This is a genomic window from Streptomyces sp. SS7, from assembly GCF_037993025.1.
GTDB lineage: Bacteria > Actinomycetota > Actinomycetes > Streptomycetales > Streptomycetaceae > Streptomyces.
On sequence record NZ_CP141223.1, the window covers coordinates 2,343,379 to 2,359,728 of the forward strand.

Sequence of the window (16,350 nt, forward strand, 5' to 3'; positions counted from 1 at the left end):
GCCCGCGCGCCGTCGCACGCTCCAGCGAACGTTCCCAGGACGGTGTCCGTGTCTGTCTCCCCCGTCGTGTCCCCCGGTGCGGCCCCTGGTTCGGCCCCCGCGCAGGCCGCGCCCACCCAGGCCGAACTCCTCGACTTCGTCCGGCGCACGGCCGCCGACGCCGAGCTGGTCGCCTCCCTCCCCCTGGACCCCGAGGGGCGCACCTGGGTGCGCCTGGAGGGGCCCGGCGGCAGCGAGGCGTGGCTGATCGGCTGGCCGCCCGGCACCGGCACCGGCTGGCACGACCACGCCGAATCGGTGGGCGCCTTCGTCACCGCCCGGGGCGAGCTCAAGGAGTACTCGCTCGCCGCGCGGCTGCCCACCGACGGCTGGAAGACCCTGGAGCTCAACGAGGGCGTGGACCGGGAACGCACCCTGCCCGCCGGCCGGGGCCGCTCCTTCGGCCGCCACCACGTCCACGAGGTGCTCAACGAGTCGGGCGAGGAGCATGCCGTCTCGGTCCACGCCTACTACCCGCCGCTGCCGCGCATCCGCCGCTTCAGCCGCACGGGGCAGATCCTCCGCCTGGAGCAGGTCGAGCGCCCGGAGGACTGGCAGTGAGCGACGACAGCCCGCTCGGCATAGACGAGCTGCTCGACCGGGTGCGGGCGGGATACGCGCGCGTGGAGGCCCGGGAGGCGTACGAGGCCGCCCGCGCGGGTGAGGCGCTGCTCGTCGACATCCGGTACGCGGCCCTGCGCGAGCGGGACGGTCTGATCCCCGGGGCCGTGGTCGTCGAGCGCAATGAACTGGAGTGGCGGCTCGACCCCCAGGGCAGCCACCGCCTCCCCGAGGCCACGGACCACGCCCTCCGGGTCGTCGTGATCTGCAACGAGGGGTACGCGTCGAGCCTGGCGGCCGCCTCCCTGCACCAGCTCGGCCTCCACCGGGCGACCGACCTGATCGGCGGCTTCCAGGCATGGAGGGCGGCGGGACTACCGGTGGCGCCGTAGCCCTGCGGGGGCGGCGGGACTACCGGTGGCGCCGTAGCCCTGCGGGGGCGGCGGGACGGCCGGTGAGGCCGTGGCTCGGCGGGCGCGACGGAATTGCGCCAATGACACCGCAGCCCGGCGGACACGGCAGGACTGCGCCGCTGACACCGCAGCCCCGCAGCCCGGCGGGCCGTCCCTCGCGCGTCGGGCGGCTCCCCGTCGGCCTCTTCGACGAAGCCGTATCTGGCCAGTTCGCGCAGGTGGTAGCTGGTGGATCCGGTGTTCAGGCCGAGGGCCCGGGCGAGGGTCGCCGAGGTGGCGGGGCCGTACGGCGTCAGATGCTCGAGCATGCGCTGGCGGCGCGGCTGGGCAAGTGCCTTGAGCGCGGCGAGATCACCGATCTCGACGGGCACGGGAGTGGCTGGGGGCATGCGTACACAGTCGTCTGTGCACACCTGCCTGTGCAGTGAGGTGGCCCGGCGTCCTCGGCGGGGGGGTGTCCCCACCTCACCGGATCAGTCCCCGTCCTCCAGGAGGAACTCCGTGTCCTCCCCCTCCTCCTCCAGCGCCTGCCGGACCACCCGCAGGGCCATGCCCTCGGGGTAGCCCTTGCGGGCGAGCATGCCCGCGAGGCGGCGGATCCGTCGGTCGCGGTCGAGGCCGCGGGTGGAACGGAGCTTGCGGGCGACGAGGTCGCGCGCGGTCTCCTCCTCCTGCTCGGAGTCGAGCTGGGCGACGGCCTCGTCGATCAGCGTCGGGGCGACGCCCTTGGTGCGCAGCTCCCGCGCCAGCGCGCGCCGGGCCAGTCCCCGGCCGTGGTGGCGGGACTCCACCCAGGCGTCCGCGAAGGCGCTGTCGTTGATCAGCCCGACCTCCTCGAACCGCGAGAGCACCTCCTCGGCCACGTCGTCAGGGATCTCGCGCTTGCGCAGCGCGTCGGCGAGTTGCCTGCGGGTGCGCGGGGTCCCGGTGAGCAGGCGCAGACAGATCGCCCGCGCCCGCTCAGCCGGGTCCGCGGAATGCTCTTCCCGCTCGGCCCTCGACGAGGGAGAAGAGTTCTCGTCCTCGGCGGAAGATTCGCCGAAGCCGCGGCGACGACGTCCGCGCGCGCCGCGCGGCCCGCCCTCGCCACCGCGCCCGGCCGTGCGGCCGCCACGGCGCGGGCCGTCACCCTGTGCGCCGTCGTCGCCGTACGGCAGGTCACCCGGCCGGTCCTGGTCGCCCCGGGCGGGACCGCCGTGGTCCCGGCCCCCCGGCTCCCAGGGGGTGCCGGGGTGGGCGTCGTACTCGGCCCAGTCCGTTCGTCGTGTCACGGATCAGCTCTTGGCGGTCGCGGCCTTGGTCTTGGCGGTCTTGGCGGCGGCTGCCGGTCCCGCCTTGGGGTCGTCCGCGGCTGCGCCCGGGATGGCCGCCGCGTCCGTGCCCGGCTCGGCGGCGGGCTCCTCCGGGCGCACACCGACGCCCAGCTTCTCCTTGATCTTCTTCTCGATCTCGTTGGCGAGATCGGGGTTGTCCTTCAGGAAGTTGCGGGCGTTCTCCTTGCCCTGGCCGAAGCTGGTCGCCCTCGTACGTGTACCAGGCGCCGGCCTTGCGGACGAAGCCGTGCTCCACGCCCATGTCGATCAGACCGCCTTCGCGGCTGATGCCCTGGCCGTAGAGGATGTCGAACTCGGCCTGCTTGAACGGCGGCGCGACCTTGTTCTTGACGACCTTGACGCGGGTGCGGTTGCCGACCGCCTCGGTGCCGTCCTTCAGGGTCTCGATACGGCGGATGTCGATCCGGACCGAGGCGTAGAACTTCAGCGCGCGGCCACCGGTCGTGGTCTCCGGGGAGCCGAACATCACGCCGATCTTCTCGCGGAGCTGGTTGATGAAGATCGCGGTGGTCTTGGACTGGTTGAGCGCACTGGTGATCTTCCGCAGCGCCTGGCTCATCAGACGGGCCTGGAGACCGACGTGGCTGTCACCCATCTCGCCCTCGATCTCCGCGCGCGGGACGAGCGCGGCGACGGAGTCGATGACGATGAGGTCGAGGGCGCCGGAGCGGACCAGCATGTCCACGATCTCCAGCGCCTGCTCGCCGTTGTCGGGCTGGGAGAGGATGAGGTTGTCGATGTCGACGCCGAGCTTGCGCGCGTACTCGGGGTCGAGGGCGTGCTCCGCGTCCACGAAGGCGACCTGGCCGCCGGCCTTCTGGGCGTTGGCCACGGCGTGCAGGGTCAGCGTGGTCTTACCGGAGGATTCCGGTCCGTAGATCTCCACGACACGGCCGCGCGGCAGACCGCCGACGCCCAGCGCCACGTCGAGCGCGGTCGACCCGGTCGGGATGACCTCGATGGGCTCCCTCGACCGCTCGCCCATGCGCATGACCGCGCCCTTGCCGAATTGCCGTTCAATCTGTGCGAGTGCGGCATCCAGGGCCTTCTCGCGGTCGGTTCCTGCCATGGGTTCCACCCGGTTTGCTTGAGTCGATCGCTTCACGTCAAAGACGCTAACGCCTGCCACTGACAATGCGCCCCGACGCCGGTCCAGCCTGTGGATAACTCAGGGACTTACCCGTACGAATCGGGACGTAACCCCCGTCGCGAGCTTCGCCGGAGCCCCCATAAGAATGTATGTTCGATTTTCGTGTCAAGCGCGCCACTCGGCTGCAGCGAGCCGTTCCCGGCGCGTGCCGTGGGTCCGGCAGGAGTTCAGTCCCCGGTCGAGCGGCCGGCGCGCCGCTCCCGTGCCCGTGCCCGCGCCCACAGGCCCTGGGCGCGGTCGAGCAGGCGGGTGCCGTCACCGTCGCCCCGGTGGCCGTGGACGCGCGGGTTGTCGGTGACGTCGTAGCGCTTGACGTACGCCCCCAGGAACGCCTGGAGCGTGGCGACGGCCGGGATGGCTATCAGGGCGCCTATGGCACCCAGGAGGGCGGTGCCGGCGATGACCGAGCCGAAGGCGACCGCGGGATGGATGTCGACGGTCTTGGAGGTCAGCTTCGGCTGGAGCATGTAGTTCTCGAACTGCTGGTAGACCACGACGAAGACCAGCACCCACAACGCGTACAACGGCGAGACCGTGAAGGCGATCAGCATGGGCAGGGCGCCCGCGAGATAGGTGCCGATGGTGGGGATGAACTGCGACACCACGCCCACCCACACGGCGAGCACCGGCGCGTACGGGATGCCGAGCGCCTCCAGCAGTACGTAGTGCGCGACCCCCGAGATCAGCGCCATCAGTCCGCGGGAGTACAGGTACCCGCCGGTCTTGGCGACGGCGATCTCCCACGCGCGCAGCACCTCGGCCTGTTTGGCGGGCGGCAGGACGGAGCACAGCGCGCGGCGCAGTCGCGGTCCGTCGGCGGCGAAGTAGAACGAGAACAGGGCGATCGTCAGCAGCCGGAAGAGGCCGCCCAGGACCTGGGTGGAGACGTCCAGGACACCGGCGGCGCTGTTCTGGGCGTACCTGCGCAGCCAGTCCGAGTGGAGGAGCCCCTCCTGGATGTCCACGCGGCGCAGATCGGTGTGGAACGTGGTGTTGACCCAGTTGATGACCGAGTCGAGGTACTGCGGGAAGCCCTCGATCATCTTGATGATCTGCCCCGCGAGCATCGAGCCGAGCAGGGTGAAGAACCCGGCGACCATGATCAGCAGACCGAAGAAGACCAGGAAGGTGGCGAACCCCCTGCGCATGCCCCGGGCGGCCATCCGGCTCACGGCCGGTTCCACCGCGAGCGCCAGGAAGAACGCGATGAGGATGTTGAGCAGCAGGCCGATGACCTGGTGAAAGGCCCAGGTGCCCAACTGGAACGCGCCGACGAGCGCGAGCGCGAGGACCATCGCGCGCGGGAGCCAGCGCGGCATGCGCTCCCCCGCCGCGACGGCGCCGTCGGCCGGGGGCCGGTTCGGCGGCGTCGTGCCGGACGGGGATGCGTGCCGGGGAGCCTGCCCGGTCTCGTCAGTGGATGCCACGGCACAAGTCTCGCCTACGGCACCGACACTCCGGCACCCCCGGGTGATCTTCCCCGTGGATCAGCGCAGCTCCGCCGGAACGTTCATCACCGCGCACACCACGCGCCACACGTCCTTGGCCTCCCAGCCGTCCGCCAGCGCCTCGTGCACGGTGCGCCCGCCGAGTTCCGTCATCACGTGATCACGCGCGAACGTCTCGGCGTAACCCGCGCCGAAATGTTCGTCCATCCGCTGCCAGAAGACCGTCAACCGCATGCCCCCAGTATCCCGCCCCCGGGGGTGGCCCCCGCCGGGACCGCCTGCCGAGACCGCTTTCCGCCCTACGGTCTGCCCATGGCCGAAACCGGATCATCCCCACTCACCCAGACGCCCCCGGCGCGTTCCCCGCTCTTCTGCGCCGAGCAGTTCGTCTGGCTCACCGCGCGCGTGCTGGAACAGCGCCTCTTCGCGTACGAATTCCTGCACGGCGGCGCCGACCCCGTCGAGGCGGCACTGGACGCCTACCGCAACGAGGACGGCGGTTACGGCCACGCGCTCGAACCCGATCTGCGGGGCCCGGTCAGCCAGCCCCTGCACACCGCGCACGCGCTGCGGGTCCTGGACCGCGTCGGCCTGCTCGGCGGGAGGCGCGTCGAGCGGGTGTGCCGCTACCTCACCTCCGTCTCCACCTCCGACGGCGCCCTGCCCGCGATCGACCCCGGCCAGCGCGGCTATCCCGCCGCCCCCTTCGTCCCGATCGTGGACGACCCGCCCAGCGACCTGCTGGCCACGGGCCCGGTGGTGGGTCTGCTGCACCGCAACGACGTGTGGCACGCCTGGCTGTTCCGGGCCACGGACTTCTGCTGGCAGGCCGTGGACTCCCTGGAGCGGTCCCACCCGTACGAGGTCGAGGCCGCCGTCACCTTCCTGGACTCCGCCCCCGACCGCCCGCGCGCGGAGGCGGCCGCCGACCGCCTGGGCCGCCTGGTGCGCGACCAGCGCCTGGCTGCACTGGACCCCGACCACCTGGAGGCGTTCCCGGTGGCCCCCGGGTACGCGCCCGGCGAGCACCACTTCCCGCACGACTTCGCGCGCACGCCGCGCTCCCTGGCGCGCGCGTGGTTCACGGACGACGAGATGGCCCGCTCCCTGGACCACCTCGCGAGCGAGCAGCAGGAGGACGGCGGCTGGCCGGTCCGCTGGCGCCACTGGGCGCCCGCCCCGGCCCTGGAGGCCCGCCCCATGGTGACGATCGAGGCCCTGCGCACCCTGCGGGCGCACGGCCGCCCGATCGGCTGATCCTCCGGGCCCGGCGTCATCCGCCCAGGGCCCGCACCCCGGCCGTCACCACCACGGCCGCCGCGACGACCACCAGGAAGGGCGCCCGCAACACCAGGGCCACGGCGGCCGCCGCCAGCCCGGCGGCCCGCGCGTCGAGGACGAGCGCGTGCCCGTCGGCGAAGGTCTGCTGGGCCGTGAGGGCGGCCAGCAGAGCCACCGGCAGCAGGGCGGCGAGCCGCCGTACGGCAGGCCGTTCCAAGGCCCCGTCGGGCACGAGCAGCCCGGCGAGCTTGACGGCGTAGCACCCCGCGGCCGTAGCGATGATCGCGATCCAGACACCCATCACGCATCCTCCTCGTCACGCGGCCGCCCCTTCAGGTACAGCACGGCGGGCGCGGCGAGCGCGGCGACCAGCACCGGCACCCCGGCCGGCACGACCGGCAGCAGCCCGAGCCCCAGCACGACGGCGAGCCCGGCCACGAGCCGCTCGGTGCCGGTCCGCAGCATCGGCGCGAGCAGCGCCAGGAAGACCGCGGGGCCGGCCGCGTCGAGCCCCCACGCGTCCGTGTCCCCGATCGCCTCGGCCCCCAGGGCACCCAGCAGGGTCGTGAGATTCCACAGCACGTACAGGCTCACCCCGGTGACGGTGAAGCCGATCCGGGCCGCGCGCCGTCCGGGCTGCGCCAGCGACACTGCCGTCGTCTCGTCGATCACCCAGTGGGCGGCCAGCGGACGCACCGCGCGCGGGAGGGCGAGCACCTGCGACAGCCGCAGACCGTAGAACGCGTTGCGCACCCCCAGGAAGAACGCGCCCGCGGCCGCGGTGAGCGGGTTGCCGCCCGCCGCCAGCGCGCCGACGAGCGCGAACTGGGACGCGCCGGTGAACACCAGCAGGCTCAGCGCGCAGGTCTGCCACACGGTGAGCCCGCTGCCCGCCGAGGTCACCCCGAAGGCGAACCCGGACAGGCCTACGGCGACGCCGACGCCCAGTCCGTCCCGGACGACGGCGGAATCCGGTTTCCCGGTTCGGCCGACGCGTATGTCTGAGGAAGCTGTCCGTTCTGCCACGTGTCCCACGGTAGGAGGAGCCGCCGCGGCAGGTCTTGTACGTTCTTGCGCTCGCGCTGGTACGCCCCCGGGGGCACGCCCACGATCCGGGCGAAGTGCCGGTTGAGGTGCGGCTGATCGGTGAACCCCACGGTCACCGCGGCCTCCGCGGGAGAGGTGCCGCCGTCCAGGAGCCGACGGGCCCGTCGCACCCGGGCATCGGTGAGCCAGGCGTGCGGCGGCATTCCGAACGCGTCCCGGAAGGCGCGCAGGAGCGCGAAGGAACTGGTCCCGAGCTCCCGCGCCAGCCGCTCCAGCGTCGGCGGATCGGCCATACGCTCCTCCAGCACCTCACGCGCGCGTACCGCGATCCGCGCCCCGGCCGTCCGTACCTCCCGCTGCGGCAGCACCCCGCCGTTGAGCCGCAGGAGCCGCGTCACGGCGACCCGCAGCAGCGTGTCGGCGGCGAGCGCGTTGCCCTCGTCGGCGGCCCGGAGCACCTGGTGCACCAGCGCGGCGGCGTACGCGTCCTCCAGCACCGGACTCACGAACCCGGGCGTGCCCCGCAGGCTCGTCGTCTCGGCCGCGATCTCGGCCACCAGCTCCGGCAGCGGGTAGACGGCCCCGTACCGCCAGCCCTCCGGAACCCCGGCCCGGCCGGTGTGCGGGGTGTCCGGGTTGACCAGCGCCAGCGCGTCGGCCCCCACGTACACGTCGGACCCGCGATGCCGGAAGACCTCCGCCCCCTCGGCCACGGCGGCGATCACGAAGTGCTCATGGGTGTGCCGCAGGAACGTCTTGCGGACGTACGAGGCGCGCAGCAGGTCGACACCGGGCAGTTCCGCGTACCGCCAGTGCCGGGCCGACTCACGTGCATGCGCCATGCCCCCATTCTCCGCTGCGGCCCCCGCCGGTGTCGCCGCCGCCATAGCCGCAGGTCGGAGCGATTGTCAGTGCCCGGGTGCAGGATGGATCCATGGTCAGCTCCGCACACCGAGCCCTCGACGGCTTCTCGCCCGCGACCCGCGGCTGGTTCACGGGGGCGTTCTCCGCGCCCACCGCGGCCCAGGCGGGCGCGTGGCAGGCCATCGCCGCGGGCTCGGACGTCCTGGTGGTGGCCCCGACCGGCTCCGGCAAGACCCTCGCGGCCTTCCTCGCGGCGCTGGACCAGCTCACCTCGACGCCTCCGCCGGCCGACCCGAAGAAGCGCTGCCGCGTCCTCTACGTCTCCCCCCTCAAGGCCCTCGCGGTGGACGTCGAGCGCAACCTCCGCAGCCCCCTGACCGGCATCCGCCATGAGTCCGTCCGCCTGGGCCTGCCCGAACCCGAGGTCACGGTGGGCATCCGCTCCGGAGACACCCCGCCCGCCGAGCGCCGCGCCCTCACCACCCGCCCGCCGGACATCCTGATCACCACCCCCGAGTCCCTGTTCCTGATGCTCACCTCCGCCACGCGCGACGCGCTGACGGGCATCGACACCGTGATCCTCGACGAGGTCCACGCGGTCGCCGGCACCAAGCGCGGCGCCCACCTCGCCCTCTCCCTGGAGCGCCTGGACGAGCTCCTGCCCCGGCCGGCCCGCCGTATCGGCCTCTCCGCCACCGTCCGCCCGGTGGACGAGGTCGCCCGCTACCTCTCCCCGCACCGCAAGGTGGAGATCGTTCAGCCGGCGTCGGGCAAGGAGTTCGACCTCTCGGTCGTGGTCCCGGTTGAGGACCTGGGCGAACTGGGCGGCTCACCCGTCGCCGACGGTTCGGAGGGGGCCGAGCGCCCCTCGATCTGGCCGCATGTGGAGGAGCGGATCACCGATCTGATCCAGGCCCACCACTCCACGATCGTATTCGCGAACTCCCGCCGTCTGGCCGAGCGCCTGTGCAACCGGCTGAACGAGATCGCGTACGAGCGCGCCACGGGCCGGCCGCTGGACGAGCACCACGCCCCGGCAGAACTGATGGGCGGCTCGGGAGCGGCCCAAGGCGCCCCGCCGGTCATCGCGCGCGCCCACCACGGCTCGGTGTCCAAGGAACAGCGCGCCCTGGTCGAGGAGGACCTCAAGGCGGGCCGCCTTCCCGCGGTGGTCGCCACCTCCAGCCTGGAACTGGGCATCGACATGGGCGCGGTGGACCTGGTGGTCCAGGTCGAGTCCCCGCCCTCGGTGGCCTCCGGTCTCCAGCGCGTGGGCCGTGCGGGGCACCAGGTCGGCGCGGTCTCCACCGGCGTGGTGTTCCCCAAGTACCGCGGCGACCTGGTCCAGGCGGCCGTGGTCACCGAACGCATGCGGACCGGTTCGATCGAGTCCCTGAAGGTCCCCGCGAACCCCCTGGACGTCCTGGCCCAGCAGCTCGTGGCCATGACCGCGCTGGACACCTGGCAGGTGGACGACCTGCTCGCGACGGTCCGCCGGGCCGCCCCCTTCGCGTCCCTGCCGGAGTCGGCCTTCACGGCCACCCTGGACATGCTCGCGGGCCGCTACCCCTCCGACGCGTTCGCCGAGCTGCGCCCGCGCGTGGTGTGGGACCGCGTCGCCGGCACGGTCACCGGCCGCCCGGGCGCCCAGCGCCTCGCCGTCACCTCAGGCGGCACCATCCCCGACCGCGGCCTGTTCGGGGTCTTCCTCGCGGGCGCCGACCCGAAGAAGGGCGGCGGCCGGGTCGGCGAACTCGACGAGGAGATGGTCTACGAATCCCGCGTGGGCGATGTCTTCACCCTCGGCACCAGCTCCTGGCGCATCGAGGACATCACCCGTGACCGGGTCCTGGTCTCCCCGGCGCCCGGTGTCCCGGGGCGGCTCCCGTTCTGGAAGGGCGACCAGCTTCGGCCGCCCCCTGGAGCTGGGCCGCGCGGTGGGCGCGTTCCTGCGCGAGGTCGGCTCCCTGCCCAAGGACGACGCCCGGCTGCGGCTGCTCACCGCGGGTCTGGACGCCTGGGCCGCCGACAACGTCCTCGCCTACCTGGACGAACAGCGCGAGGCCTGCGGCCATGTCCCCGACGACCGCACGATCGTCGTGGAGCGCTTCCGCGACGAGCTCGGCGACTGGCGGGTCGTCGTCCACTCCCCGTTCGGCGCGCAGGTCCACGCCCCGTGGGCCCTGGCGCTCGGCGCGAAACTCTCCGAGCGCTACGGCATGGACGCCCAGGTCATGCACGCCGACGACGGCATCGTGCTGCGTCTGCCCGACGCCGACCTCATGGGCCTGGACCTGCTCGACCAGGAACCGAGGAAGGCCGGGACGGAGTACGACGCGGAGCAGGCCCCGGTCGGCGCGGCGGACGTCGTCTTCGACAAGGGCGAGGTCGACCAGCTCGTCACCGACCAGGTCGGCGGCTCCGCCCTGTTCGCCTCCCGGTTCCGCGAGTGCGCCGCCCGCGCGCTGCTGCTGCCCCGCCGCAACCCCGGCAAGCGCACCCCGCTGTGGCAGCAGCGCCAGCGCGCCGCGCAACTGCTCCAGGTGGCGAGCGAGTTCGGCTCGTTCCCGATCGTCCTGGAGGCCGTCCGCGAGTGCCTCCAGGACGTGTTCGACGTCCCTGGCCTGTCCGAGCTGATGGGCGATCTGGAGTCCCGCAAGGTCCGCCTGGTCGAGGTCACCACCGCCGAACCGTCGCCGTTCGCCCGCTCCCTGCTGTTCGGGTACGTGGCGCAGTTCCTGTACGAGGGGGACTCTCCGCTCGCCGAGCGCCGTGCCGCCGCCCTCTCCCTGGACTCACGGCTGCTGGCCGAGCTGCTCGGCCAGGCGGAACTGCGCGAGCTGCTCGACGCCGAGGTCCTCGCCGAGCTCGAACAGGAACTGCAGTGGCTCACCGAGGACCGGCGTGCCAAGGACCCGGAGGGCGTCGCCGACCTGCTCCGGCTCCTCGGTCCGCTCACCGACGCCGAGCTGGCCCGGCGCGGCGCCGAACCCCAGTGGGCGCAGGAGCTGGCCGGGGCGCGCCGCGTCATCCGCGTCCGGATCGCGGGCACCGATCACTGGGCGGCCGTCGAGGACGCGGGCCGGCTGCGTGACGCACTCGGCACCGCGCTCCCGGTCGGCGTCCCGGAGGCCTTCACCGAACCGGTGAAGGACCCGCTCGGTGACCTCCTCGCCCGCCACGCCCGCACCCACGGCCCGTTCACCTCGGCCGCCGCCGCCGCCCGTTTCGGCCTGGGGGTCGCGGTCACCGAGGGCGCCCTGCAACGGCTCGCGGCGAGCGGACGCGTCGTCCAGGGCGAGTTCCACCCGGCGGGCATCGGCCAGGAGTGGTGCGACGCGACCGTCCTGCGCAGACTGCGCCGCCGCTCGCTGGCCGCCCTGCGGCATGAACTGGAACCGGTTGCTCCACCGGCGCTGGCCCAGTTCCTGCCCCAGTGGCAGCACATCGGCAAGGGCCACTCCCTGCGCGGGGTCGACGGACTGGTGCGCGCGGTGGAGCAGCTCCAGGGCGCCTCCGTGCCCGCCTCCGCCCTGGAGAAGCTCGTCCTGCCCTCCCGGGTACGGGACTACACCCCCGCCCTGCTCGACGAGCTCACCGCCGCCGGGGAGGTCCTCTGGGCGGGGGCGGGCTCGCTCCCCGGCAAGGACGGCTGGATCTCCCTGTACCTGGCGGACGCCGCCCCGCTGCTGCTGCCCCCGCCCCACCCGCTGGAGCCGACCGCCCTGCACCAGTCCGTCCTCGACGCGCTGTCCGGGGGCTACGGGCTGTTCTTCCGCCAGATCGCCGACCATGTGCGCGCCACCACCCATCCCGACGCCACGGACCCCCAACTCGCCGACGCCGTCTGGGACCTGGCCTGGTCGGGCCGGCTCACCAACGACACGCTGGCGCCGATGCGCGCCCTGCTGGGCTCGGGCCGCACGGCGGGCTCCACCGCCCACCGTGCCAAGCGCGCGGTCCCCCGGGGCCGCTACGGCTCCCTGACGGCCGCCGCCCGGCCCGCCTCCCGCGGCGGCCCGCCGACCGTCGCCGGCCGCTGGTCCCTCGTCCCGGCCCGGGAATCCGACCCCACCGTCCGGGCCCACGCCCTCGCCCGTGCGCTCCTCGACCGGCACGGCGTGGTGACCCGGGGAGCGGTCGCCGCGGAAGGCGTCGAGGGCGGCTTCTCCGCGACGTACCGCATCCTGTCCGCCTTCGAGGAGAGCGGCCAGGCCCGGCGCGGTTACGTCGTGGAGGGGCTCGGCGCGGCCCAGTTCGCCATGGACGGCGCCGTGGACCGGCTGCGCGCGGTGTCCAACGCCCGCGACCGGGGCGAGGCGGTGCAGGCCCCCGCCGACACCCGGCCGGGTGCTGCCCCGGGCGCCTTTCCCGGCCCGTTCACCGACCCCTTCCCCGACTCTTTTCCCGGGCCGTTGGACGCCCCGCTCACCGGCCCGTCTGCCGGCACGCCCACCGACCTCACCGGACCGTCCACCGACGCGCTCCCGGACGGCTTTCCCGAGCCCTTCCCGTCCGGTGCCGAGGGCGCCCCCTGGGCCCCGTGGGACCCCGTGGAACCCGCGCACCCCGGCGGGCACGCCTCCCCACCCCCGCCCTTCGACTCCCGGGGCCCGGGCGGCCCCGCCCGGCCGTACCGCCGTACGGCATCCCGCGCCGACGACCCCGCCTCCCGCGCGGTCGTACTCGCCGCCGCCGACCCGGCGAACGCGTACGGCGCCGCCCTGGCCTGGCCGGAGCCACCGACGGGTGCGGGGCACAAGCCTGGCCGCAAGGCGGGCTCCCTGGTGGTGCTCGTCGAGGGTGAGCTCACGCTCTACATGGAGCGCGGCGGCAAGACCGTGCTCGCCTGGCCGTCCCTCCCGGACGCCGAGGACAGTCCCACCGACGACCCCCGGCTGCGGGCCGCGGCGGAGTCCCTCGCCCAGGCCGCCCGCGCCGGCTCGCTCGGCACGGTCACGGTGGAGCGGATCAACGGCGTCTCCGCCCTGACGTCCCCCGTGGGCGCCCTCCTGGAAGGAGCGGGCTTCGTCGCGACCCCCCGCGGGCTGCGGCTGCGCGCATGACCTCACCGCCGCACGGCCACCCCGTGCCACCCTTGACCCATGCCCGAAGGTGACACGGTCTGGCAGACGGCGAAGCGGCTGCACGACGCTCTCGCGGGCCAGGTGCTGACCGCGAGCGACTTCCGGGTGCCGAAGTACGCCACGCTCGACCTGAGCGGCCGGCAGGTGCTGGACACGGTTCCGCGCGGCAAGCACCTGCTCACCCGCGTCGAGGGCGGACTGACCCTGCACACGCATCTGCGCATGGAGGGCGCCTGGCGGGTCTACGGCGACGGCGAGCGCTGGAAGGGCGGTCCGGCCCACCAGATCCGCGTGGTCCTCGCCGCCGACGACCGCACGGCGGTCGGCTACCGGCTCCAGGTCATGGAGCTGATGCGCACCACCGAGGAGGACCGCGTGGTCGGCCATCTCGGACCCGATCTCCTCGGCCCCGACTGGAACCCCGGCCTCGCGCTCACGAACCTCCGCGCCGACCCCCAGCGTCCCCTGGGCGAGGCTCTCCTGGACCAGCGCAATCTCGCCGGCATCGGCAACGTCTACAAGAGCGAGCTCTGTTTCCTGCTCGGCGTCACCCCCTGGCTCCCCGTCGGCGCGCTCCCCGCGGACCGCGCCGCGCACCTGCCGGATCTCGCCCGGCGACTGCTGGAGGTGAACCGCGACCGGGTGGTCCGCCGCACCACCGGCCTGCCCCACCAGGACCTCTTCGTCTACGGGCGCGCGCCCCGCCCCTGTCTGCGCTGCGGCACCTCGGTCCGGGTCGCCGACCAGGGCGACGGATCACAGGAGCGGCCCACCTACTGGTGCCCGACCTGCCAGCGGGGTCCGGCACCGGCACCGGGCTCCCCGCAGCGCTGGCGGGAGCGCTATCGCCGTACGCCCGGCTGACCGCCGTACGCGCACGGATCCCCGTGCCCGATCCCCGTACGACCAATTGACGCCCCGTCAGAAACGCTCGTACCGTCCCCTCATGGGCGTGAAGGCGTACGACCTCACCGGACGCACCGCGTTCGTCACGGGCGCCGCGAGCGGGATCGGCCGGGCGTGTGCCGTGCTGCTCGCCGAGGCCGGGGCTCTCGTGCACGGCGCGGACCGCGACGCGCAGGGCCTGCACGAGACGGCGACGCTGATCAAGGACCGGGGCGGCACCGCCCGTACGCACCGGCTGGACGTCACCGACCGCGCCGAGGTCCGCCGGGCCGTGGAGTCCTGCGAGCGGCTGGACGTGATGGCCGCAGTCGCCGGGATCATGCACAGCAGCCCCGTCCTGGAGACCCGCGACGAGGACCTCGACCGGGTACTGGACGTCAACTTCAAGGGCGTGCTGTACGCCTGCCAGGAGGCCGCCCGACTGATGCTCGCCCAGGGCCGAGGAGGCAGCATCGTCACGATGGCCTCCGGTGCCGTGGACACCGGCGGCCCGGGACTGCTGTGCTACGGCGCCGCCAAGGCGGCCGTGGTCCAGCTGACGAAGACCCTGGCGACCGAGGTCGGCCGGCACGGCATCCGTGTCAACGCCGTGGCCCCCGGCTGGATCCGCACGCCCATGACCGATCGCCACGGCCCCGGCGCACAGGCGCACACCGAGGCGCTCATGGCGCGTATGTCGCCCCTGGGACGCGTCGGCGCACCGGAGGACATCGCCCATGCGGTCCTCCATCTGGCCTCGGACGCGTCCGGCTTCACCACGGGCCAGATCCTCCGCCCGAACGGCGGCGTGGCCATGCCCTGGTAGTCCTCAGCCGGGGTCGTCGGCGGTCCCGGCGCCCGGCGCCTGTGTCTGGAGGACGGTCGGCCCGGGCCCGCGCCAGGCGGCGCGCCAGCGCCCCGCCGCGACCGCTCCCGCCGCCCGGCCCTTGGCCACGCAGTGCACCGGCAGCAGGCTCAGCCCCCAGCCGCCGGCGGCGACCGTTCCCTCCAGCGCACCGGCGCCCGGTGCCACGGCGAGCCTGACCACGGCCCACCACCACAGGGCACCGAGCCCGAGCATCACCCCCCGGCGCACTATGCGGTCCGCCACGGCCCTCCCGTCCGGGATCAGACGTTCTCCGCCTGGAACATCCAGTGGTGCTTCTCGAGATCCGCCGTGATCCCGATGAAGATGTCCTGGCTGACGGGGTCCGGGTGTTCGGTGGCCGCGACGCGCTCGCGCATCCGGGTGATGGCCGCGCCCAGCGCGGACACCAGCGCGCCCACCGCGTCGGCGTCCTTGATCCAGCCCTCCGGCAGCGAGCCGAGTCCGCTGCCGCCCGCGACCGTCGACGCCCGGCCGTCCGGCGAGACGCCGAGCGCGGACGCCCGCTCCGCCACGGTGTCGGAGTGGGCCCGGGCGACGGCCACGACCTCGTCGAGCTGGAGGTGGATGGACCGGAACCGGGACCCGACGACGTTCCAGTGGACCTGCTTGGCGAGCAGCGACAGATCGATCAGGTCGACGAGTGCGCCCTGGAGCGCCTCGCCGACGGTCTTCAGGTCGGCGTCGGACAGGGGGCTCTTCACGACGTACATCCCTACCTCCGGTGTGTGGCGGCCGTCGTGCCTCTTCACCATGACCGCAGTACCCCGGATGGGCAAACCGACGCGGAGAACGCGGAAAGCCCCGTCCGCGCTCCTCCGGACCTGCCCGGAGAAGCCCCGGCCGGGGCTTCACACCCGCACGTCGGCGCTCGCACGCCCACGCGGATGAACCTATGCGGCGACCACGTCCACCGCCTCGGCGGGTGCCTTGATGGTCACCCGCTCCGGTGGCACACCGGTCACCGACACGGAACCCAGCATCGGACGGACCGACGTGGGCACAGGCTCGCTGGGGGTGGCCGCAGCAGACTGGGCCAGCTCGGCGAGGGCGAGCTCGTCGCTCACTTCCCGCATGAGCTCGGACATCCGTACGTCCAACGCGTCGCAGATGGCGGAGAGCAGCTCGGAGGAAGCCTCCTTCTGCCCCCGCTCCACCTCGGAGAGATAGCCGAGTGAGACTCGGGCGGACGAGGAGACTTCGCGCAGAGTACGGCCCTGGCGCTGGCGCTGCCGACGCAGCACGTCACCCAGCAGGCGACGGAGCAGAATCATCGGTGGCTCCCTCCTCGGACCGCGTAGCCGCATCCTTCACGCCCCACCGTACCGCCTCGCGCTGCGGCCGTGCGGGGAGCG

General features: G+C 73.6%; 14 protein-coding genes and 4 pseudogenes. 6 read left to right on the plus strand and 12 right to left on the minus strand.

Annotation, left to right across the window (positions count from 1 at the left end):
* Positions 1–48 precede the first annotated feature (48 nt).
* Positions 49–600: a cysteine dioxygenase gene (locus U5640_RS10465; RefSeq protein ID WP_340375525.1), complete on the plus strand. Its 552-nt coding sequence runs from the start codon at positions 49–51 to the stop codon at positions 598–600.
* The gene (locus tag U5640_RS10470) at positions 597–992 is read left to right on the plus strand and encodes a rhodanese-like domain-containing protein (protein WP_340375526.1); all 396 of its coding nucleotides are present in this window, start codon (positions 597–599) and stop codon (positions 990–992) included. Before U5640_RS10465 ends, U5640_RS10470 begins: the two co-directional genes overlap by 4 nt.
* Before the next feature lie 215 nt (positions 993–1,207).
* Here the strand turns inward: U5640_RS10470 and U5640_RS10475 are convergent.
* The 6 genes and pseudogenes from U5640_RS10475 to U5640_RS10500 all read right to left on the minus strand — a co-directional run.
* A pseudogene (locus tag U5640_RS10475) lies at positions 1,208–1,402 on the minus strand (helix-turn-helix domain-containing protein); the annotation flags it as partial.
* An 84-nt stretch (positions 1,403–1,486) separates the two neighbouring features.
* Entirely contained in the window at positions 1,487–2,284 is a 798-nt protein-coding gene (gene recX, locus U5640_RS10480) for a recombination regulator RecX (protein ID WP_340375527.1), read from the minus strand.
* A pseudogene (locus U5640_RS10485) lies at positions 2,172–2,483 on the minus strand (hypothetical protein); the annotation flags it as partial. The gene recX and the pseudogene U5640_RS10485, both read right to left, overlap by 113 nt.
* Positions 2,429–3,416, minus strand: a pseudogene (recA, locus tag U5640_RS10490) (recombinase RecA); the annotation flags it as partial. The pseudogenes recA and U5640_RS10485, both read right to left, overlap by 55 nt.
* Before the next feature lie 248 nt (positions 3,417–3,664).
* Complete coding sequence (locus tag U5640_RS10495) at positions 3,665–4,924, minus strand: AI-2E family transporter (RefSeq protein WP_340375528.1); 1,260 nt, start codon at positions 4,922–4,924, stop codon at positions 3,665–3,667.
* Between the two features lie 60 nt (positions 4,925–4,984).
* The gene (locus tag U5640_RS10500) at positions 4,985–5,179 is read right to left on the minus strand and encodes a DUF3046 domain-containing protein (protein ID WP_067247567.1); all 195 of its coding nucleotides are present in this window, start codon (positions 5,177–5,179) and stop codon (positions 4,985–4,987) included.
* A 78-nt stretch (positions 5,180–5,257) separates the two neighbouring features.
* Here U5640_RS10500 and U5640_RS10505 point away from each other — a divergent pair, with 78 nt between their 5' ends.
* A complete protein-coding gene (locus tag U5640_RS10505; protein WP_340375529.1) occupies positions 5,258–6,202 on the plus strand; it encodes a hypothetical protein in 945 nt (314 codons plus the stop codon).
* 16 nt (positions 6,203–6,218) lie between these two features.
* Here U5640_RS10505 and U5640_RS10510 read toward each other — a convergent pair whose 3' ends face one another.
* Genes U5640_RS10510 through U5640_RS10520 form a run of 3 tightly spaced genes read right to left on the minus strand, consistent with a single transcriptional unit; the run spans position 6,219 to position 8,115 of the window.
* Positions 6,219–6,527, minus strand: coding sequence for an AzlD domain-containing protein (locus U5640_RS10510; RefSeq protein ID WP_340375530.1), 309 nt, complete (start codon positions 6,525–6,527; stop codon positions 6,219–6,221).
* Positions 6,527–7,252: an AzlC family ABC transporter permease gene (locus U5640_RS10515; protein WP_340375531.1), complete on the minus strand. Its 726-nt coding sequence runs from the start codon at positions 7,250–7,252 to the stop codon at positions 6,527–6,529. The genes U5640_RS10510 and U5640_RS10515 overlap by 1 nt, the downstream gene beginning before the upstream one ends.
* A complete protein-coding gene (locus tag U5640_RS10520; RefSeq protein WP_340375532.1) occupies positions 7,153–8,115 on the minus strand; it encodes an AraC family transcriptional regulator in 963 nt (320 codons plus the stop codon). Before U5640_RS10520 ends, U5640_RS10515 begins: the two co-directional genes overlap by 100 nt.
* Positions 8,116–8,207: 92 nt before the next feature.
* Between U5640_RS10520 and U5640_RS10525 the strand changes: the two are divergent.
* The 3 genes and pseudogenes from U5640_RS10525 (at position 8,208) to U5640_RS10535 (ending at position 14,935) form a co-directional block, all read left to right on the plus strand.
* A pseudogene (locus U5640_RS10525) lies at positions 8,208–13,203 on the plus strand (ATP-dependent helicase).
* Positions 13,204–13,242: 39 nt separating this feature from the next.
* The gene (locus U5640_RS10530) at positions 13,243–14,088 is read left to right on the plus strand and encodes a DNA-formamidopyrimidine glycosylase family protein (protein ID WP_340375533.1); all 846 of its coding nucleotides are present in this window, start codon (positions 13,243–13,245) and stop codon (positions 14,086–14,088) included.
* Positions 14,089–14,170: 82 nt separating this feature from the next.
* The gene (locus U5640_RS10535) at positions 14,171–14,935 is read left to right on the plus strand and encodes an SDR family NAD(P)-dependent oxidoreductase (RefSeq protein ID WP_340375534.1); all 765 of its coding nucleotides are present in this window, start codon (positions 14,171–14,173) and stop codon (positions 14,933–14,935) included.
* A gap of 3 nt (positions 14,936–14,938) precedes the next feature.
* On the opposite strand, the gene U5640_RS10540 is transcribed toward U5640_RS10535, so the two are convergent.
* The 3 genes from U5640_RS10540 to U5640_RS10550 form a co-directional block, all read right to left on the minus strand.
* Positions 14,939–15,190, minus strand: a complete 252-nt coding sequence (locus U5640_RS10540; RefSeq protein WP_340385043.1) for a hypothetical protein — start codon at positions 15,188–15,190, stop codon at positions 14,939–14,941.
* A 47-nt stretch (positions 15,191–15,237) separates the two neighbouring features.
* Complete coding sequence (locus U5640_RS10545; protein ID WP_340375535.1) at positions 15,238–15,708, minus strand: DNA starvation/stationary phase protection protein; 471 nt, start codon at positions 15,706–15,708, stop codon at positions 15,238–15,240.
* Between the two features lie 180 nt (positions 15,709–15,888).
* Positions 15,889–16,269 carry a helix-turn-helix transcriptional regulator gene (locus U5640_RS10550; protein WP_015657463.1) on the minus strand — a complete coding sequence of 127 codons (381 nt, stop codon included), beginning with the start codon at positions 16,267–16,269 and terminating at the stop codon, positions 15,889–15,891.
* Positions 16,270–16,350 lie beyond the last annotated feature (81 nt).